Raw genomic sequence first — 17,210 nt, 5'->3', positions numbered from 1 at the left:
GCCGCAGGGGATACCCCGCCCGCATCGTCCCCGCTAGGATCGTTCGATGACGATCCCGCTTTCCGCGGAGATGGCCGTGCTGGAGCGCGCCGCCTCCGCCCCGATGCTCGAACAGGTGACCGGCTGGTCCGCCGTCAACAGCGGCTCGCGCAACCTCCCCGGCCTCGCGCGCATGGCCGATCTGCTTGCCGATGCCTTTTCCGTCCTGCCCGGCGAGATTGCGCTCCATGATCCCGCGCCCGTCGAGACGATCAGCACCGCCGGCACGGCCGAGCCCGTCGAGCATGGCCGCAATCTTCACCTCGTCGTCCGGCCGGATGCGCCCGTCCAGCTCCTCCTCACCGGCCATATGGACACGGTCTTCGGCCCCGATCATTCCTTCCAGACGCCGTCCCGCCGCGCGGACGGCACGCTGAACGGCCCTGGCGTAGCGGACATGAAGGGCGGGCTCGCGCTGATGCTCGCAGCCCTCCGCGCGGTCGAAGCCTCGCCGCTCGCCTCTCGCCTCGGCTATGAAGTCGTCATCAACAGCGACGAGGAGGTCGGTTCCCCCGGCTCCGCGCCGCTCCTCGCCCGGGCCGCGCGGGGCAAGGCCGCGGCACTCACCTACGAGCCCGCTTTGCCCGACGGCACGCTCGCAGGCGCGCGTCCCGGCAGCGGCAATTTCTCGATCGTCATCGAAGGCCGCGCCGCCCATGCCGGCCGCAATCCGGAGGAAGGCCGCAACGCCATCGTCGCCGCCGCCGATCTGGTGCTCCGCCTCGCCCGCGCCGCCGGCCCGCGCCTCTCGGTCAATCCTGCAAAGATCGACGGCGGCGGGCCGAACAATGTCGTGCCCGCGCACGCCATAGTCCGCGTCAACATGCGCCCCTTCACGCCCGAGGAGGAGGTCCGCGCGCGTGCCCATCTCGACGCCGCCGTCGCCATGGTCGCGGCAGAGCATCAGCTACGCATCCATGTCCATGGCGGCTTCGGACGGCCACCCAAGCCGCTCGATCCCGCCGCCCAGCGTCTGTTCGGCCTCGTCCGGCGCTGTGGTGCGGAACTGGGCCTCGACATCGCATGGCGCGCCACCGGCGGCGTCTGCGACGGCAATAATATCGCGGCCCAGGGCGTGCCCGTGGTCGATACGATGGGCGCGCGCGGCGGCGCCATTCACAGTGCGGAGGAATTTCTGATCGTCGAAAGCCTGCCCGAGCGCGCCAAGCTTTCCGCGCTCGTCCTGCTCCGCCTCGCCGAGGGCGGCCGTCCATGAGCGCCTTTGTCCGTCCCTCCCGCCTCGACGATCTCGAGCCGCTTTATGAGATGGCGAAGCTCACCGGCGGCGGCTTCACCAACCTGCCCCCCGATCGCCCCGCGCTGGAGGCCAAGCTCGCTTGCTCGGCCGAGGCCTTCGCCAAGGCGGAGGATATGCCGGGCGACGATCTCTATCTGCTGATCCTGGAAGATGGCGCCACCGGCCGGGTCGTCGGCACCGCGCAGATCTTCTCCCGCGTCGGCATGCGCTGGCCCTTCTACAGCTATCGCCTCGGCACGCTCAGCCAGGCATCAAAGGAATTGAACCGCACTTTCCGTGCGGAGATGCTGACGCTCGTCACCGATCTGGAGGGCTGTTCGGAAGTGGGCGGCCTCTTCCTCCACCCGCGCGAGCGCGCCGGGGGGCTCGGCCTGCTGCTCGCGCGCAGCCGCTACCTCTTCATCCGCCAGCATCGCGCCCGTTTCGCCGATCGCGTGATCGCCGAGCTGCGCGGCGTGATCGACGAGGCCGGCGGCTCGCCCTTCTGGGAAGGGCTGGCCGGCAAATTCTTCGGCATGAGCTTCCAGCAGGCGGACGAGTTCAATGCGGTGAACGGCCATCAGTTCATCGCCGATCTCATGCCCAAACATCCCATCTATACCGCCATGCTCCCGGAAAGCGCGCGCGCGGTGATCGGCCGCCCGCACCCCACCGGGCGCGCCGCGATGCGGATGCTCGAAAATGAAGGCTTCTCGCACGATGCCTATGTCGACATTTTCGACGGCGGCCCCACAATGGCGGTGCAGACCGACCGCATCCGCACCATCGCCGAATCGCGCGAGGCGGTGCTGACCGGCATAGACGGGCGCGGCGGAGCCCGCGTGATAGCCGCCGCCGGTCGTCTCGCCGATTTCCGCGCCAGCTATGCCCAGCTAAGCGAGGATGAAGACAGCGTCACGATCGATCGCGACGCGGCCGTCCTCCTCTCCGTCTCCGCCGGGGACCCTATCCTCCATGTCGCGCGCTGAACCGCAATGACGCTCATCGAGATCAATTTCGACGGCATCGTCGGCCCCAGCCATAATTATGCCGGGCTTAGCCTCGGCAATCTCGCTGCGACCGGCAATGCCGGAAGCCCCTCCCATCCCCGTGCCGCCGCGCTTCAGGGCCTTGCCAAGATGCGCGCAAACATGGTGCTCGGCCTGCCCCAGGGGCTGTTCCTGCCCCATCGCCGCCCGGACGAGGCCTGGCTGGCACGCCTCGCCACCCGCGCGCGCGATGCCGATCCGCTGTTGCTCGCCAATGCGCTTTCGGCCTCGCCCATGTGGGCCGCCAATGCCGCGACCGTCTCGCCCGCGCCGGACACGGCCGACGGCCGCTGCCACCTGACCGTCGCCAATCTCATGACCATGGCGCATCGCAGCCATGAATGGCCCGAAACGCTGGCCCAGCTCCGCCTGGCCTTCGCCGATGCGCGCCATTTCGCCGTCCACCCGCCCGTGCCCGCGCCCTTCGGGGATGAAGGGGCTGCCAATCATATGCGCCTCGCCCCCGGCCATGGCGCGCCGGGGGTGGAAATCTTCGTCTACGGCCTGTCCGGCGGCCCCTTCCCCGCACGCCAGCACCTTCAAGCGAGCCGCGCCGTCGCCCGTCGCCACACTCTCGATCCCGCGCGCACGCTCTTCGCCGCCCAGTCGGAGGAGGTGATCGCCGCCGGTGCCTTCCATAATGATGTGGTCGCCGTCGCCAACGGCACCGTCCTCTTCACGCATGAACGCGCCTTCGCCGACCGTGAGGGCCTTTATGCGGATCTTCGCCGGCTGCTGCCCGAAGTCGATATCGTCGAGGTTCCCGCCGATCGCGTCAGCCTCGCCGATGCGATCCGCAGCTATGTGTTCAACGCGCAGCTCGTAACGCTCCCCGGCGGCGAGGCCGCGCTGATCCTCCCTACCGAGGCGCGCGACACGCCCGCCGTCTGGTCCTGGCTGCAGGAAATGGTCGCCGGAAACGGCCCGATCCGCCGGCTGGAGCTGGTCGACGTTCGCGAATCCATGGCCAATGGCGGGGGCCCAGCCTGCCTGCGGCTGCGCGTCGTCGCCGACCCCGCCACGGTCGACTCCCGCTTCCTGCTCGACGAGGCGAAGCTCGCCCGCATCGAGGATATTGTCGCGCACCACTGGCCCGAGACGATCACGCCCGAAATGCTGCCCGATCCCGCGCTATGGCGCAGTATCGAAACGGCCCGCGCGGCGTTGCTCCACGCGCTCGACCTCGCCGAGCTCGCCTGACCCGTCTCAGGCGAGCTTGATCCCTTCCCGGTTGACCGCCCGGCTCAGCGCCCTGTTCTCCTCGACGGAAAGCCGCGCCTTCAGCCTGGGGAAGACCTCATTCTCCTCCTCGCGCATATGCTGCTCGATCATGCCGCGGAATTCCCGCACCATGGGCAGCCAGCGCGAATGGCTCTTGGGCATGATCTCCAGATCGTAGAGATATTGCTTCACATAGCCATGTTCGTGGTTGAGATGGTCCGCCGCCTCCTTCTGGCCATTGTCGCGCAGCGAGGCATAGACGGCATTCTCCTCCTCGATCGTATGCTTGGTCAGCGCATGCTTGAGCTGCATCAGCAGCGTCGCGCGCTTGGTGACCTGCATGTCGTCGCTCGCCTCCAGCCTGTCGAATATCGCCAGCGCCGCCTTATGCTCGGCGACGAGCGCATCGGCCCAGTCGCCCGCCATCATGGCCGGCGCCTGGACGACGGCCTTGCGGACGAAATTGGCGGCAAGCCCCGCCACCATCCCGGCGGCGGCGCCGATGGCGAGATTCTTCTGGTCGTGCCTGCTAGCGATCAGGTTCATTTCCGGCCTCCCATAGTCAGGATGTGCATGATGGGTGAGCAGCTTTGTCCTGCGGCTAAACTCACGGGCGCCGCTTCCGCTCCCGCTGTCCCGACCCGGATTTCACGCATCCCGTCCAGGCTGCTCCGCCGATGACTGCCGCCATATCCGCCGGGGGCGCCGGTTGATCCTTATTTTCACGAGCCAGATCGATACTAAGAAATTTCCCTGACAAAGCCGTCAAATATCGCCATTATCCGATTGTTTTCTTACTTCTTTTTTCTCGTCTCTGAATCAGCACAAGCCCCCATGGCGGGAGCTTCGCATGGCCGATCGGCGTTGTTGCCGCCGCACGGATCCCGCCACCTGGCCCCTCGATGGGAAAAAAGCCATGCAGACAAGCTATCGCCCCCTCCTCGCCATCGCCGCCCTCCTTTCCGCCACGGCCCCGCTTTCCGCCATGGCACCGCGTCCCGCCACGCCACCGCCTTCGGCCGAAACGGATCGGACGCGCCTCACTGCAGCTGCCTATGTCAAGGCGGCAGGCGCCGCCGACCTCTATGAACGCCAGTCGAGCGAGCTGGTGCTGCAGAGCACCGCCAATGCGGGGATCAGGAATTTCGCCCAGACGATGATCACCGATCATGCACGCACCAGCGCCGATCTGAACGCCGCCGCCACTGCCGCCGGGATGACGGTTCCCCCGCCCACGCTCGATGAGCGAAAGACCGAGATGATCGAGGCGCTCTCCGCCGCCAGCGGCAGCGCGCGTGACCGCCTCTATCTGGAACAGCAGAGGCTCGCGCATAATGAGGCGCTGGCGCTCCACCAGCGCTACAGCACTTCCGGCACCGATCCGCGCCTCCGCGCCGCCGCCGCCAAGACGGTGCCGGTCATCGAGCATCATATCGAGCTGCTCCGCGAGCTTACCACCAGATGAGCATTCAGGCGCCGTTCCGGGCCAGCCTCCCCCCGGAACGGCGCCCCTCCCTTCTTCGTTCTCCTTCCAACTATCGAAGGAGAGCAGGATGGAAGAAGCACGTGCCGGCCAGCATCCCCTGGCCGAGGATCATATTGCCGATGACAAAACCCAGTCGCGCACGCTGCCGCTCAGCGGCCATGCACGCGGCGGTGCCGGCGCCACCGCGCAGGATCTCGCCCTGCTGCGCGATGCCGAACATAATGCCGAACGCTCCAACCGCCTGATGAAGCGGGCCGGCTTCGGCGATCATAAGGGCGTCGAAGGTTTCTGATCCTGCCCGGAAAGGAGATGGCGGCGGCAGGCCCGATCCCACAAATCCGCCGCACCTTTCCCTTTCGCCCTCCGCCACCCTAATTAAGGACGCGATGAACAAGCGTGCCCGCGTCCTCCTGCTCAATGCCGCCCTCGGGCCGCTCGACTATCGCGTCGATCGCGAGCATGAGGTCGAGCCCGGCAGCATCGTGCTCGCCCCGCTCGGCCCCCGCCAGCTTGCCGGCGTGGTGTGGGAGCCGGAACGCATGCCGTCCGATGCGGAGGTGGGCGACAATCGCCTGCGCCCGCTCGCCGGCGTCTATGATCTTCCCCCGCTGGGCGCGCCGCTCCGCCGGCTGATCGAATGGACCGCGGACTATTATCTCGCCGCCCCCGCCGCCGTGCTGCGCATGGCGCTCGCCTCGGCCTCCGCGCTCGACGGCAGCCGCACCATCATCGAATATCGCGCGACCGGCCATGTTCCGCCCCGTCTCACCCCCCAGCGCGCGCAGGCGCTGGAGCGGATCGGCGAGCGGCAGGGACTGGTGCGCGAACTCGCGACCATCGCCGACGTGTCGGAGGGCGTGATCCGCGGCCTCGTCAAGGCGGGCGCGATCGAGGCGGTCGAGGTCCGCGTCGACGATCCCTTCCCCGTCCCCGATCCGGCCCATGCCCCGCCCGAGCTTTCGCTCGAGCAGCATGCCGCCGCCGCCGCACTGGCCGATGCGGTCGAGAAGCGTGAATTCGCGCCCATATTGCTCGACGGCGTCACCGGATCGGGCAAGACCGAGGTTTATTTCGAGGCCGTCGCCGCCGCCATCCGCTCGGGCCGGCAGACGCTCGTCCTCCTCCCCGAAATCGCGCTCACCGAGCCTTTCCTCAAGCGCTTCGCCGCGCGCTTCGGCCATGTGCCCGTCGCCTGGCACAGCGATCTGCGCCAGTCCCAGCGTCGCCGCGCCTGGCGCGCGATCGCGAGCGGGGAGGCGCTGGTCACGGTCGGCGCGCGCTCCGCTTTGTTCCTGCCCTATCGCGATCTCGGCCTGATCGTCGTCGACGAGGCGCATGAGACGAGCTTCAAGCAGGAAGATGGCGTGATGTACCATGCCCGCGACGTCGCCGTGATGCGCGGCGCGTTCGAGCATATCCCCGTTATCCTCGCCTCCGCCACGCCCGCGATCGAGACGCGGCAGATGGTGGCGCAGGGCCGCTATCGCGAACTCAAGCTGCCCGGCCGCTACGGTCCCGCCACCATGCCCGATATCGAGGCGCTGGACTTGATCGCCACGCCCCCGCCGCGCGGCCGCTGGCTCGCGCCCAAGCTGGTGGAAGCGCTTGGCCAGAATCTCGAAAAGGGCGAACAGTCGCTCCTCTTCCTCAACCGGCGCGGCTATGCCCCGCTCACGCTCTGCCGCGCCTGCGGCCACCGCTTCCAATGCCCGAACTGTACCGCCTGGATGGTCGAGCATCGCCTCGTCCGGCGCTTGCAGTGCCATCATTGCGGCCATCTCATGCTACCGCCGGCCGAATGCCCCGAATGCAAGGCGGAGGACAGCCTCGTCGCCTGCGGCCCCGGCGTCGAGCGCATCGCCGACGAGGTCGCGCTGCTCTTTCCTCAGGCGCGCGCCGCGATCGTCACCTCGGATACGCTCTGGTCCCCCGCCAAGGCCGCCGAATTCGTCAACCGCATGGAAGGGGGCGAAATAGACATAGTCATCGGCACGCAGCTCGTGACGAAGGGCTATCATTTCCCCAATCTCACGCTGGTCGGCGTGGTCGATGCCGATCTCGGCCTCCAGGGCGGCGATCTGCGCGCCGCCGAGCGCAGCTTCCAGCAGATCGCGCAGGTCGCCGGCCGCGCCGGCCGTGGCGTCAAACCCGGCCGCGTCTTCATCCAGACGCACGAGCCCGGCGCGCCCGTGATCCAGGCGCTCGTCTCGGGCGACGCCGAAAGCTTCTACGCGGCCGAGACGGAGGCCCGCCGCATGGCCGGAGCCCCGCCCTTCGGCCGCTATGCCGGCATCATCGTCAGCTCGGAAAAATTGGAGGAAGCGGTCGAGACCGCCCGTCTGATCGGCCGTACCGCGCCGAATGTCGAGGAGATGCAGGTCTATGGCCCCGCGCCCGCCCCGCTCGCCATGCTGCGCGGCCGCCACCGCCAGCGCCTGCTCGTCCACGCCCGTCGCGCGCTCGATGTGCAGAATGTCATCCGTGACTGGCTGGGTGGCCTCGAATGGCCCCGCAACGTCCGCGTCGCGGTCGACGTCGATCCTTATTCCTTTCTCTAACCTCAAATCATCGCCCCTGCTTCCGCAGGGACGACAGGAACAACCTACCCCCGCTCCCGCCGCAGCAGCTCGCGCTTAATCGGCAGGCCATAGGCATAGCCGCCGAGCGTTCCGTCGCCCCGCTGCGCGCGATGGCAGGGGATCAGCACCGCCACCTGATTGGCACCGCAGGCAGATCCTGCTGCCCGCGCCGCACCCGGCTTGCCCGCCTTCGCTGCCAGCGCGGCATAGCTCAGCGTCTCGCCCGCCGGGATGCGCGCCAGCTCGCGCCACACCGCTTCCTGAAACGCCGTGCCCTTCACGTCGAGCGGCAGCGCATGCGCCCGCTCCGGCGCCTCGACCGCCGCCACAGTCTCGGCCAGCAGCTCCGCCAGCACCTCGCCCCCCGGCTCGATCGTCGCGTTCGGAAAACGCTCGGTCAGCGCCTCGACACCTTCGTCGAACGAAAGCCGGCATATGCCACGCTCGGTCGCCGCCACCAGCATCGGCCCGAAGCTGGTCGGCGTTACCGCCCAGCGGATCGTGACGCCACGTCCTCCGTCGCGCCAGGCCGACGGCGTCATGCCCAGCCGGTTGCCCGCGTCCGCATAAAATCGTCCCGGGCCCGAATAGCCCGCCTCATAAACCGCCTCGGTCACGCTGCCCTTCTCCTTCAACGCCTTTTCCGCGCGCCTGGCCCTGAGGCCGCGCGCATAGGCGGCCGGGGTCACGCCCGTCGCCCGCTTGAACAATCGATGGAAATGATGCGGGGCATAGCCCGCCGCCGCCGCCACTTCCTCAAGCGAGGGAGATTCTTCCGCCTGCTCGATGAAGGCGAAGGCACGCGCCAGCCCTTCCTCGTCGCGCGCCGCCTCATCCGGCCGGCAGCGCAGGCACGGCCTTAACCCCTCCTCCCTGGCCGCCGCCCCATCGGCGAAGAATCGCACATTCTCCCGCCGGGGATGTCGTGCAGCGCAGGAAGGGCGGCAATAGATTCCGGTCGTCAGCACGCCCGTCACGAAGCGTCCATCCTGCGATCGGTCCCGCGCCAGCACGGCACGCCAGGCCGCATCCCCGTCTATTTGCGAATCGAATATCGTCATGGCGCGAAGATGGGCCCGCCCTTTCTCCGACGCATCCCGCCAATTGCGTTCAAAGCGCGCCCTTTCCTCCGGGCGGATATCGCCATCATCGCGCCCGCCATTGCTTGCATCGCGCACCCGCCCCTGCTAACCGGCCGGCGACCGACGCAAATGGCCTCCCTCGGGGGGTTCTTTTGCCGCACCGGCGATAATCGATTCTTGGGGGATATGACGCGCGTGGAGATTTCCGGCGGCATTCAGGCAAGCCTGGCGGGGCGCTATGCGACCGCGCTGTTCGAGCTCGCCCGCGACGAGAAAGAGCTCGAATCGGTAAGCGACAGCCTCGCTCTGCTCAAGCTCGCGCTCGAACAGTCCGATGAGTTCCGTCGCCTCACCACCAGCCCGCTGGTGAGCCGCGAGGAAGCCGGCAATGCCGTCGCTGCCGCGGCCGGCTCGCTGGAGATCGATCCCATCGCCGCGAAATTCCTCGGCGTGCTCGCCGCGAACCGCCGCCTCTCCCAGCTCGGCGCCGTGATCCGCGCCTTCAATGCCCTCGTCGCGCAATATCGCGGCGAGACGACGGCGGAAGTCACCTCCGCCCACCCGCTTTCGGACGATCAGGTCGCCAGCCTCCGCGCGAAGCTCAAGGAGCAGCTTCGCCGCGACGTGGCGATCGACCTGAATGTCGATCCCGCCATCCTCGGCGGCCTGATCGTCAAGGTCGGCTCGCGCCAGGTTGACGGATCGATCCGCACCAAATTGAACATGCTCGCGAATGCGATGAAAGGCTGAACATGGAAATCCGCGCCGCAGAAATCTCCAAGGTCATCCGCGACCAGATCGCCAGCTTCGGCACCGAAGCGCAGGTCTCCGAGGTCGGCCAGGTTCTCTCCGTTGGTGACGGCATCGCCCGCATCCATGGCCTCGACAATGTCCAGGCCGGCGAGATGGTCGAATTCGCCAATGGCATCAAGGGCATGGCCCTCAACCTCGAGGCTGACAATGTCGGCGTCGTGATCTTCGGCACCGATGCCGAGATCCGCGAGGGCGACACCGTCCGCCGCACCGGCACCATCGTCGACGTGCCCGTCGGCAAGGGCCTGCTCGGCCGCGTGGTCGACGGCCTCGGCAATCCGATCGACGGCAAGGGCCCGATCGAATATAGCGAGCGTCGCCGCGTCGAGGTGAAGGCGCCCGGCATCATCCCCAGGAAGTCGGTGCATGAGCCGGTGCAGACGGGTCTCAAGGCGCTCGACGCGCTCGTCCCCGTCGGCCGCGGCCAGCGCGAGCTGATCATCGGCGACCGCCAGACCGGCAAGACCGCCGTCGCGATCGACACCTTCATCAACCAGAAGCATGCCCATCAGGGCGGCGACGAGTCGAAGAAGCTCTACTGCATCTATGTCGCGGTCGGGCAGAAGCGCTCCACCGTGGCGCAGATCGTCCGCCAGCTCGAGGAAAATGGCGCGATGGAATATTCCATCGTCGTCGCCGCGACCGCATCCGAGCCCGCCCCGCTCCAGTTCCTCGCGCCCTATACCGGCTGCGCGATGGGCGAATATTTCCGCGACAACGGCATGCATGCCGTGATCGTCTATGACGATCTGTCCAAGCAGGCGGTGGCCTATCGCCAGATGTCGCTGCTGCTGCGCCGTCCGCCGGGCCGCGAAGCCTATCCGGGCGACGTCTTCTATCTCCACTCGCGCCTGCTCGAGCGCGCCGCCAAGCTCAACGATGCGAACGGCAATGGCTCGCTCACCGCGCTGCCGATCATCGAGACGCAGGCCGGCGACGTGTCCGCCTATATCCCGACCAACGTGATCTCGATCACGGACGGCCAGATCTTCCTCGAGACCGATCTTTTCTATCAGGGCGTCCGTCCCGCCATCAATGTCGGCCTGTCGGTCAGCCGCGTCGGCTCCGCCGCGCAGACCAAGGCGATGAAGAAGGTCGCCGGCTCGATCAAGCTGGAGCTCGCCCAGTATCGCGAAATGGCCGCCTTCGCGCAGTTCGGCTCGGATCTCGACGCCTCGACGCAGAAGCTGCTCAACCGCGGCGCGCGACTGACCGAGCTGCTGAAGCAGCCGCAGTTCAATCCGCTGCCCTTCGAGGAGCAGGTGGCCTCAATCTTCGCGGGCACCAACGGCTATCTCGATACGATCCCCGTTTCGGACGTGACGCGCTACGAGGCGGCCATGCTCGCCGATCTGCGCGCCAACCATGCCGATCTGCTCGGCCTGATCCGCGACAGCAAGGATCTGGGTGACGAGGCCAAGACCAAGCTCAAGGCCGCGCTCGACAGCTTCGCCAAGACGTTCGCGTAAACCACAACCGTCGCTCCCGCGCAGGCGGGGCCCATGTCTCGCGCCCCAAGCGATGAGTTCGTGGATAGGACAATAGGCTCCTGCCTCCGCAGGAGCGACGGGAAGAGAAGAGACAGGGAAGAATGCCCAGCCTCAAGAGCCTCAAGGTCCGCATCACCTCGGTGAAGTCGACCCAGAAGATCACCAAGGCGATGAAGATGGTCGCCGCCGCCAAGCTGCGCCGCGCGCAGATGGCTGCCGAGGCCGGGCGCCCCTATGCCGAGCGGCTGTCGGCCGTCATGGCGGGCCTCGCGTCGCGCGTCGCGATCGGCCCGGGCAGCCCGCCGCTGATCGCGGGCACCGGGAACGACCAGGTCCATCTGCTGGTGGTCGCCACCTCCGAGCGCGGCCTTGCCGGCGCGTTCAACACCAACATCGTCCGCGCCGCCCGCCGCAAGGCGGAGGAGCTTCTCGCCCAGGGCAAAACGGTCAAATTCTACCTGATCGGCAAGAAGGGCCGCGCGGTCATCCAGCGCCTCTATCCCGGCAAGATCGTCCATCAGGTCGATCAGAGCCATATCAAGAACATCGCCTTCACCGACGCGCTCGAGGTCAGCCGCGACATTCTCGCCCGCTTCGAGGCGGGCGAGTTCGATGTGGCGCACCTCTTCTATGCCCGCTTCCGTTCCGCGCTGGTGCAGGAGCCGACCGAGCAGCAGATCATCCCGGTGAAGCTTCCCACGGTCGCCGAAGGCGGTGCCGCCGTCTCCGCGACGGTCGAATATGAGCCCGACGAGGAAGCGATCCTGGGGCAGCTCCTGCCGCGCAACGTCGCCGTCCAGCTCTTCCGCGCGATGCTCGAAAATGCCGCGTCCGAACAGGGCAGCCGCATGACCGCGATGGACAATGCGACGCGCAACGCCGGCGACATGATCAACAAGCTGACGATCCAGTATAACCGCACCCGTCAGGCCGCGATCACCACCGAACTCGTCGAAATCATCTCGGGCGCCGAAGCGCTCTAACGAACCCGGAAGGCAAGGGAAATACCATGGCCACCCAGCCCAGCATCTCCTTCGGCACGAACAATGTCGGCCGTATCAGCCAGGTCATCGGCGCCGTCGTCGACGTGATCTTCGAGGATCAGCTTCCCGCGATCCTCTCGGCGCTGGAGACGTCGAACAACGGCAACCGCCTCGTGCTCGAGGTCGCCCAGCATCTTGGCGAGAACACCGTCCGCACGATCGCGATGGATTCGACCGAAGGGCTCACCCGTGGCCAGGAAGTGCTCGACACCGGTTCGCAGATCCGCGTGCCCGTCGGCCCGGCGACGCTCGGCCGCATCCTCAACGTCATCGGCGAGCCGATCGACGAGCGCGGCCCGGTCCAGACCGAACTCACCGCCCCGATCCACAATGTCGCGCCCGAATTTGTCGAGCAGTCGACCGAGACCGCGATCCTCGTCACCGGCATCAAGGTGATCGACCTCCTCGCCCCTTATGCGAAGGGCGGCAAGATCGGCCTGTTCGGCGGCGCGGGCGTGGGCAAGACCGTGCTCATCCAGGAGCTGATCAACAATATCGCCAAGGGCCATGGCGGCACCTCCGTCTTCGCCGGCGTCGGCGAGCGCACCCGCGAGGGCAATGATCTCTATCATGAGTTCCTCGATGCGGGCGTCATCGCCAAGGATGCCGACGGCAATGCCATTTCCGAAGGGTCCAAGGTCGCGCTCGTCTATGGTCAGATGAACGAGCCGCCGGGCGCCCGCGCGCGCGTCGCGCTCTCGGGCCTCACGATCGCCGAATATTTCCGCGATCAGGAGGGCCAGGACGTGCTCTTCTTCGTCGACAATATCTTCCGCTTCACCCAGGCGGGCTCGGAAGTGTCGGCGCTGCTCGGCCGCATCCCCTCGGCCGTGGGCTATCAGCCGACGCTGTCGACCGACATGGGTGCGCTGCAGGAACGCATCACCTCCACCAACAAGGGTTCGATCACGTCCGTGCAGGCGATCTACGTGCCCGCCGACGACTTGACCGATCCGGCGCCGGCCACCTCCTTCGCCCATCTTGACGCGACGACCGTGCTCAACCGCGCGATCTCGGAACTCGGCATCTATCCGGCGGTCGATCCGCTCGACTCCACCTCGCGCGTGCTCGAGCCGCGCATCGTCGGCCAGGAACATTATGAGACGGCCCGCGCCGTCCAGGCGATCCTGCAGAAGTACAAGTCGCTGCAGGACATCATCGCCATCCTCGGCATGGACGAGCTGTCGGAAGAGGATAAGCTGACGGTCGCGCGCGCGCGCAAGATCCAGCGCTTCCTGTCGCAGCCCTTCCATGTCGCCGAGGTCTTCACCGGCATCTCCGGCAAGTTCGTCCAGATCGAGGACACGGTGAAGAGCTTCAAGGCGATCGTGAACGGCGAATATGATCACCTCCCCGAAGCGGCCTTCTATATGGTCGGCGGCATCGAGGAAGCGGTCGAAAAGGCCAAGAAGCTCGCCGAAGCGGCCTGATGCACGGGGGCCTGCGCATCGAGGATGCGGTCAACCGGGTCTGTCCCTGGTCGGGTGATCCGATCGGCGCGGATTCCTTGACCCTCTATCGGGGGCAGGTCGTCGGCTTCTGCAACACGGGCTGCCGCGACAAGTTCGAAAAGGCCATAGGCGCTTTCGATCGGGCGATAGACGGCGGCACACAGGAATAGATGTGATGGCAGACCTCCACTTCGAACTCGTCACGCCGGAAAAGCTGCTCCGCTCGGAGGACGTTCATATGGTCGTCGTCCCCGGCACGGAGGGCGATTTCGCGGTGCTCGCGGGCCATGCGCCCTTCATGTCGGTGATCCGCAACGGCGATCTGACGATCTATTCCGGGCCGAACACGGTCACGGGCCGCATCCATGTCGAAGGCGGCTTCGCGGAAGTGAACGGAAAGGGCCTGACGGTCCTTGCCGAACAGGCGACCGAAGCCGCCTGAGCCCGCTTCATTCCGAACCAAGAAAGGCGCGGCCTCCCCCGGAAGCCGCGCCTTTCTTTTTCTCCAAATCATTTTTCCACGCCATGCCAGCGAAGGCTGGCATCCCTCCACGCCCTCCACCCAGGACGGCTTATGGGCTCCCGCCTCCGCAGGAGCGACGAAATGCGCGCGCGCCTAATCCCCGTGCAACGCCAGCACCACCAGCAGCACCGCCACGAACAGCGCCGCAAGCTGCACCGCCGGCCAGGGCACCCAGCCCACCCGGTCCAGATCCCTGCGCGCATGCCGCCGCCGCTCGGCCAATGCCGCCGCCAGCGCGCTTGCCGCGGCGAGGCCTGCCATTATCCATAGCGTCGTCGCTTGCATCCTCGTCCGTCGCTCCGCAAAAGATGGCACGCTCATCCATCGGAGAGATGCCTTGCGCCAGCCCTTTTTCCTCGCCGCCCTGCTCGCCTCCGCCGCGCTTCCCGCGGCCCTTGCTTCGGCCCAGGCCGATCCCCATGCGGCGCATGCGGGCCATGGCGCCCGTTCGGCGCATCAGGCGCTCGCTGCGGCAATTGCCGATCCCCGGCGCAGCGAGGCCAATCGCGCGCGCGACCGCTATCGGCATCCAATGGAAACGCTCCGCTTCTTCGAAGTCGAGCCGGGCCAGACGATCGCCGAATTCTATCCCGGTGGCGGCTGGTATAGCGAAATCCTTGCGCCCTTCGTGAAGGGCAAGGGCCGCTATGTCGCCATCGCCCCCGCCTCGCCCAGGGGGCAGGAAGCCGCTGCGAAGCTGCTGGCGGACAGGAAGGACTGGTTCGGCGAGACCATGCTCACCGCGCTCGATACCGGCGCCAGCTCGATCGGCATCAACGGCACGGTCGATCGCCTGCTCACCTTCCGCAACATCCATAATCTGCTGATGGCCGGCGGAGACGTGCCGCAAAACAGCTTCAAAGCCTTCTATGCCGCGCTCAAGCCGGGCGGCATCCTTGGCGTGGTCGATCATCGCCTGCCCGAGACGAGCGACAGCGCGCTCGAGAAGAGCAGCGGCTATATCAAGCGCTCCACCGTCATCCGCCTTGCCGAGGCGGCCGGCTTCAAATTCGTCGGCGAGTCGCCCGTCAACGCCAATCCCAAGGATACGCATGACTGGCCCGAAGGCGTCTGGACGCTTCCTCCGACGCTCCGGCTGGGCGAGACCGACAAGGCCAAATATCTGGCGATCGGCGAAAGCGACCGCATGACGCTGAAGTTCGTCAAGCCCGCGACATGAGGCCCCGAAAAGACGACGGACGGCCCAGCTTTTCCTTGACGCGACGCACTGTCTTATTACAGTGTAACGCATGAGCGGTTCGGAACGTCCTGTCTATCTCCGCCTGCGCGATCTGATCGCCGAGGCGATACTCGATGGCCGCATTCGGGATGGTGATCCCCTGCCCTCGGTCCGCGCCTTCGCCGCCGAGCAGGGGGCCAACCCCCTCACCGTCGCCAAGGCCTATCAGAGCTTTCAGGAGGACGGCTTCGTCACCGTGCGTCGCGGCGTGGGCATGTTCGTCGTGCCCGGCGCCACCGAGCGACTGCGCAGCAGCGCGCGCGCGCGCTTCCTTCAGGAGGAATGGCCGCGTGTCGCGGCACAGATCCGTCGCCTCGCCCTCGATCCGGCCGATCTGCTCGATCGCGTCACGAGCTGAGGGCCTTTCCAGGCCTTCTCCCGAGCTTGCTTCCGTGCCCCGCGCCCGATAGCGCCGGGGCATGATCGAAACCCGCGTCCTTTCCTATGACGCCGCCGCTATTGCCGAGGCTGCCGCGCTGATCGCCGCGGGCCGTGTCGTCGCGATCCCGACCGAGACGGTCTATGGCCTCGCTGCGGACGCGACCTCCGGTGAAGCGGTTGCTGCGATCTATGCTGCCAAGGGCCGGCCGTCCTTCAATCCGCTGATCGTCCATGTTGCGGATATGGACGCCGCCCGCGCGCTCGCCCGCTTCGATGCCGTATCCGAAGCGCTTGCCGCCGCCTTCTGGCCCGGGCCGTTGACGCTGGTGCTGCCGCTCGCGCCGGGATCGCCGATCGCCTCGCTCGCCACCGCTGGCCTGTCCACCGTCGCGCTGCGCTTCCCCGCCCATCCCGCGATGCGCGATCTGATCGCGGCGTCCGGCCGTCCGCTTGCGGCACCCTCCGCCAATGCCAGCGGCACGATCAGCCCCAGCCGCGCCGCGCATGTCGTCCGCTCGCTCGGGGGCCGCATTCCGCTCGTGATCGACGCCGGTCCCACCACGCTCGGACTCGAATCGACCATCGTCGCGGCCGCGCCCGATCGGCTCCGCCTGCTGCGCCCCGGCCCCCTCACCGCCGAGGCCCTGTCCGCACGCACCGGCCTGCCCGTCACGGGCGCCGGCGGGGAAATCGAGGCGCCCGGCCAGCTTGCCGGCCATTATGCCCCGTCCAAGCCGCTCCGCCTCGATGCCGTTTCGGCACGCGACGGCGAATGGCTGATCGGTTTCGGCGCGGTTGCGGGCGACGCCACCCTCTCTCCTTCCGCCGATCCGGTCGAGGCCGCCGCGCGTCTGTTCGATCTGCTGCATCAGGCGGATGCCTCCTCCGCTCCCGCCATCGCGGTCGCGCCCATCCCCGGAACCGGCCTCGGCGCCGCGATCAACGATCGCCTGCGCCGCGCCAGCTACGGATCCGGAACGAATGGCGTCACCCCCTCATAGGGGGTAACGGCCATCTCCCCCCTTCAGCCGCGCCGCATAGCTTTTGCGGAACTTGACGAGCTTCGGCGCCACCACCGCCATGCAATAGGGATTGGCCGATCCTTCCCGCGCAAAATATTCCTGATGATAATCCTCGGCAGGATACCAGTCCGTCAGCGGCTCGATCGTCGTCACCACCGGCCTGTCATGCTCCGCCTGCGCCCGGCCGATCGCGGCGCGCGCCGCGGTTTCCTGCTCCGGCGAATGGGGGAAGATCGCCGATCGATATTGGGTGCCGATATCATTGCCCTGCCGGTTGAGCTGGGTCGGATCGTGGACATGGAAGAATATGTCCAGCAGATCATCATAGCCGATCACTGCCGGATCATAATGGATGCGAATCGCCTCGGCATGGCCGGTGTCGCCGCCGCACACCTGCTTGTAGGTCGGATTCGCCACATGCCCGCCGATATAGCCGCTTTCGACGCTGCTCACGCCGAGCACATCGTCGAACACCGCCTCGACACACCAGAAGCATCCTCCGGCAAGCGTCGCTGTCTCTTCGGCCATTATTCTTCCTTTTCGCTGATCGGACG

The 17,210-nt window shown here is 67.1% G+C and carries 19 protein-coding genes; 15 read left to right on the top strand and 4 right to left on the bottom strand.

The window, feature by feature from the left end; translation table 11 throughout:
* The first annotated feature begins 46 nt into the window (after window positions 1-46).
* From CLG96_RS12420 to CLG96_RS12410, 3 genes are read left to right on the top strand one after another with little or no spacing between them, the layout of a single operon-like run.
* The gene (locus tag CLG96_RS12420; RefSeq protein WP_107968296.1) at window positions 47-1,255 is read left to right on the top strand and encodes a hydrolase; all 1,209 of its coding nucleotides are present in this window, start codon (window positions 47-49) and stop codon (window positions 1,253-1,255) included.
* Window positions 1,252-2,265, top strand: coding sequence for an arginine N-succinyltransferase (locus CLG96_RS12415; RefSeq protein WP_107968295.1), 1,014 nt, complete (start codon window positions 1,252-1,254; stop codon window positions 2,263-2,265). Before CLG96_RS12420 ends, CLG96_RS12415 begins: the two co-directional genes overlap by 4 nt.
* Before the next feature lie 6 nt (window positions 2,266-2,271).
* On the top strand, window positions 2,272-3,525 hold the full coding sequence (locus CLG96_RS12410; protein WP_107968294.1) for an N-succinylarginine dihydrolase: 1,254 nt from the start codon (window positions 2,272-2,274) through the stop codon (window positions 3,523-3,525).
* A gap of 6 nt (window positions 3,526-3,531) precedes the next feature.
* Here CLG96_RS12410 and CLG96_RS12405 read toward each other — a convergent pair whose 3' ends face one another.
* The gene (locus tag CLG96_RS12405) at window positions 3,532-4,092 is read right to left on the bottom strand and encodes a hemerythrin domain-containing protein (RefSeq protein ID WP_107968293.1); all 561 of its coding nucleotides are present in this window, start codon (window positions 4,090-4,092) and stop codon (window positions 3,532-3,534) included.
* A gap of 370 nt (window positions 4,093-4,462) precedes the next feature.
* Between CLG96_RS12405 and CLG96_RS12400 the strand changes: the two genes are divergently transcribed.
* From CLG96_RS12400 to CLG96_RS12390, 3 genes are all read left to right on the top strand, one after another.
* Window positions 4,463-5,011, top strand: a complete 549-nt coding sequence (locus CLG96_RS12400) for a DUF4142 domain-containing protein (protein WP_243395760.1) — start codon at window positions 4,463-4,465, stop codon at window positions 5,009-5,011.
* An 88-nt stretch (window positions 5,012-5,099) separates the two neighbouring features.
* Window positions 5,100-5,324, top strand: a complete 225-nt coding sequence (locus CLG96_RS12395; RefSeq protein ID WP_107968292.1) for a hypothetical protein — start codon at window positions 5,100-5,102, stop codon at window positions 5,322-5,324.
* Between the two features lie 94 nt (window positions 5,325-5,418).
* Window positions 5,419-7,590 (top strand): primosomal protein N', encoded by a 2,172-nt coding sequence (locus CLG96_RS12390; RefSeq protein WP_107968291.1) that lies wholly within the window; start codon window positions 5,419-5,421, stop codon window positions 7,588-7,590.
* A gap of 44 nt (window positions 7,591-7,634) precedes the next feature.
* Here the strand turns inward: CLG96_RS12390 and ada are convergent, their stop codons facing one another.
* The gene (ada, locus tag CLG96_RS12385) at window positions 7,635-8,672 is read right to left on the bottom strand and encodes a bifunctional DNA-binding transcriptional regulator/O6-methylguanine-DNA methyltransferase Ada (protein ID WP_107968729.1); all 1,038 of its coding nucleotides are present in this window, start codon (window positions 8,670-8,672) and stop codon (window positions 7,635-7,637) included.
* A 216-nt stretch (window positions 8,673-8,888) separates the two neighbouring features.
* Here ada and CLG96_RS12380 point away from each other — a divergent pair, with 216 nt between their 5' ends.
* The 6 genes from CLG96_RS12380 (at window position 8,889) to CLG96_RS12355 (ending at window position 13,932) form a co-directional block, all read left to right on the top strand.
* Window positions 8,889-9,443, top strand: coding sequence for a F0F1 ATP synthase subunit delta (locus CLG96_RS12380; protein ID WP_107968727.1), 555 nt, complete (start codon window positions 8,889-8,891; stop codon window positions 9,441-9,443).
* A 2-nt stretch (window positions 9,444-9,445) separates the two neighbouring features.
* Window positions 9,446-10,975, top strand: coding sequence for a F0F1 ATP synthase subunit alpha (atpA, locus tag CLG96_RS12375; RefSeq protein ID WP_107968290.1), 1,530 nt, complete (start codon window positions 9,446-9,448; stop codon window positions 10,973-10,975).
* 122 nt (window positions 10,976-11,097) lie between these two features.
* On the top strand, window positions 11,098-11,979 hold the full coding sequence (locus CLG96_RS12370; protein ID WP_107968289.1) for a F0F1 ATP synthase subunit gamma: 882 nt from the start codon (window positions 11,098-11,100) through the stop codon (window positions 11,977-11,979).
* 26 nt (window positions 11,980-12,005) lie between these two features.
* On the top strand, window positions 12,006-13,469 hold the full coding sequence (gene atpD / locus CLG96_RS12365) for a F0F1 ATP synthase subunit beta (protein ID WP_107968288.1): 1,464 nt from the start codon (window positions 12,006-12,008) through the stop codon (window positions 13,467-13,469).
* Complete coding sequence (locus CLG96_RS12360; RefSeq protein WP_107968287.1) at window positions 13,469-13,660, top strand: glutathione S-transferase; 192 nt, start codon at window positions 13,469-13,471, stop codon at window positions 13,658-13,660. Before atpD ends, CLG96_RS12360 begins: the two co-directional genes overlap by 1 nt.
* A 5-nt stretch (window positions 13,661-13,665) precedes the next feature.
* Window positions 13,666-13,932 carry an ATP synthase F1 subunit epsilon gene (locus CLG96_RS12355; protein WP_107968286.1) on the top strand — a complete coding sequence of 89 codons (267 nt, stop codon included), beginning with the start codon at window positions 13,666-13,668 and terminating at the stop codon, window positions 13,930-13,932.
* Window positions 13,933-14,106: 174 nt separating this feature from the next.
* On the opposite strand, the gene CLG96_RS12350 is transcribed toward CLG96_RS12355, so the two are convergent.
* The gene (locus CLG96_RS12350; RefSeq protein ID WP_165799637.1) at window positions 14,107-14,274 is read right to left on the bottom strand and encodes a hypothetical protein; all 168 of its coding nucleotides are present in this window, start codon (window positions 14,272-14,274) and stop codon (window positions 14,107-14,109) included.
* 76 nt (window positions 14,275-14,350) lie between these two features.
* On the opposite strand from CLG96_RS12350, the gene CLG96_RS12345 reads away from it, so the two are divergent.
* The 3 genes from CLG96_RS12345 (at window position 14,351) to CLG96_RS12335 (ending at window position 16,635) form a co-directional block, all read left to right on the top strand.
* A complete protein-coding gene (locus CLG96_RS12345; RefSeq protein ID WP_107968284.1) occupies window positions 14,351-15,193 on the top strand; it encodes a class I SAM-dependent methyltransferase in 843 nt (280 codons plus the stop codon).
* Window positions 15,194-15,263: 70 nt separating this feature from the next.
* The gene (locus tag CLG96_RS12340; RefSeq protein WP_107968283.1) at window positions 15,264-15,611 is read left to right on the top strand and encodes a GntR family transcriptional regulator; all 348 of its coding nucleotides are present in this window, start codon (window positions 15,264-15,266) and stop codon (window positions 15,609-15,611) included.
* A gap of 61 nt (window positions 15,612-15,672) precedes the next feature.
* A complete protein-coding gene (locus CLG96_RS12335) occupies window positions 15,673-16,635 on the top strand; it encodes an L-threonylcarbamoyladenylate synthase (protein WP_107968282.1) in 963 nt (320 codons plus the stop codon).
* On the opposite strand, the gene msrA is transcribed toward CLG96_RS12335, so the two are convergent.
* On the bottom strand, window positions 16,630-17,184 hold the full coding sequence (msrA, locus tag CLG96_RS12330; protein WP_107968281.1) for a peptide-methionine (S)-S-oxide reductase MsrA: 555 nt from the start codon (window positions 17,182-17,184) through the stop codon (window positions 16,630-16,632). The genes CLG96_RS12335 and msrA overlap by 6 nt on opposite strands.
* Between the last annotated feature and the right edge of the window lie 26 nt (window positions 17,185-17,210).

The sequence above is a fragment of the Sphingomonas oleivorans genome (assembly GCF_003050615.1).
Lineage (GTDB): Bacteria > Pseudomonadota > Alphaproteobacteria > Sphingomonadales > Sphingomonadaceae > Sphingomonas_H > Sphingomonas_H oleivorans.
The sequence above is the reverse complement of the archived record's forward strand: the minus strand, read 5'-3'. Positions and strand labels throughout refer to the sequence as shown.

Excerpts from the sequence above, each read along its gene's own strand:
- CLG96_RS12420 (WP_107968296.1), top strand. The coding sequence starts at position 47 with ATGACGATCCCGCTTTCCGCGGAGATGGCCGTGCTGGAGCGCGCCGCC.
- CLG96_RS12415 (WP_107968295.1), top strand. The coding sequence starts at position 1,252 with ATGAGCGCCTTTGTCCGTCCCTCCCGCCTCGACGATCTCGAGCCGCTT.
- CLG96_RS12410 (WP_107968294.1), top strand. The coding sequence starts at position 2,272 with ATGACGCTCATCGAGATCAATTTCGACGGCATCGTCGGCCCCAGCCAT.
- CLG96_RS12405 (WP_107968293.1), bottom strand. The coding sequence starts at position 4,092 with ATGAACCTGATCGCTAGCAGGCACGACCAGAAGAATCTCGCCATCGGC.
- CLG96_RS12400 (WP_243395760.1), top strand. The coding sequence starts at position 4,463 with ATGCAGACAAGCTATCGCCCCCTCCTCGCCATCGCCGCCCTCCTTTCC.
- CLG96_RS12395 (WP_107968292.1), top strand. The coding sequence starts at position 5,100 with ATGGAAGAAGCACGTGCCGGCCAGCATCCCCTGGCCGAGGATCATATT.
- CLG96_RS12390 (WP_107968291.1), top strand. The coding sequence starts at position 5,419 with ATGAACAAGCGTGCCCGCGTCCTCCTGCTCAATGCCGCCCTCGGGCCG.
- ada (WP_107968729.1), bottom strand. The coding sequence starts at position 8,672 with ATGACGATATTCGATTCGCAAATAGACGGGGATGCGGCCTGGCGTGCC.
- atpA (WP_107968290.1), top strand. The coding sequence starts at position 9,446 with ATGGAAATCCGCGCCGCAGAAATCTCCAAGGTCATCCGCGACCAGATC.
- CLG96_RS12370 (WP_107968289.1), top strand. The coding sequence starts at position 11,098 with ATGCCCAGCCTCAAGAGCCTCAAGGTCCGCATCACCTCGGTGAAGTCG.
- atpD (WP_107968288.1), top strand. The coding sequence starts at position 12,006 with ATGGCCACCCAGCCCAGCATCTCCTTCGGCACGAACAATGTCGGCCGT.
- CLG96_RS12360 (WP_107968287.1), top strand. The coding sequence starts at position 13,469 with ATGCACGGGGGCCTGCGCATCGAGGATGCGGTCAACCGGGTCTGTCCC.
- CLG96_RS12355 (WP_107968286.1), top strand. The coding sequence starts at position 13,666 with ATGGCAGACCTCCACTTCGAACTCGTCACGCCGGAAAAGCTGCTCCGC.
- CLG96_RS12350 (WP_165799637.1), bottom strand. The coding sequence starts at position 14,274 with ATGGCAGGCCTCGCCGCGGCAAGCGCGCTGGCGGCGGCATTGGCCGAG.
- CLG96_RS12340 (WP_107968283.1), top strand. The coding sequence starts at position 15,264 with ATGAGCGGTTCGGAACGTCCTGTCTATCTCCGCCTGCGCGATCTGATC.
- CLG96_RS12335 (WP_107968282.1), top strand. The coding sequence starts at position 15,673 with ATGATCGAAACCCGCGTCCTTTCCTATGACGCCGCCGCTATTGCCGAG.
- msrA (WP_107968281.1), bottom strand. The coding sequence starts at position 17,184 with ATGGCCGAAGAGACAGCGACGCTTGCCGGAGGATGCTTCTGGTGTGTC.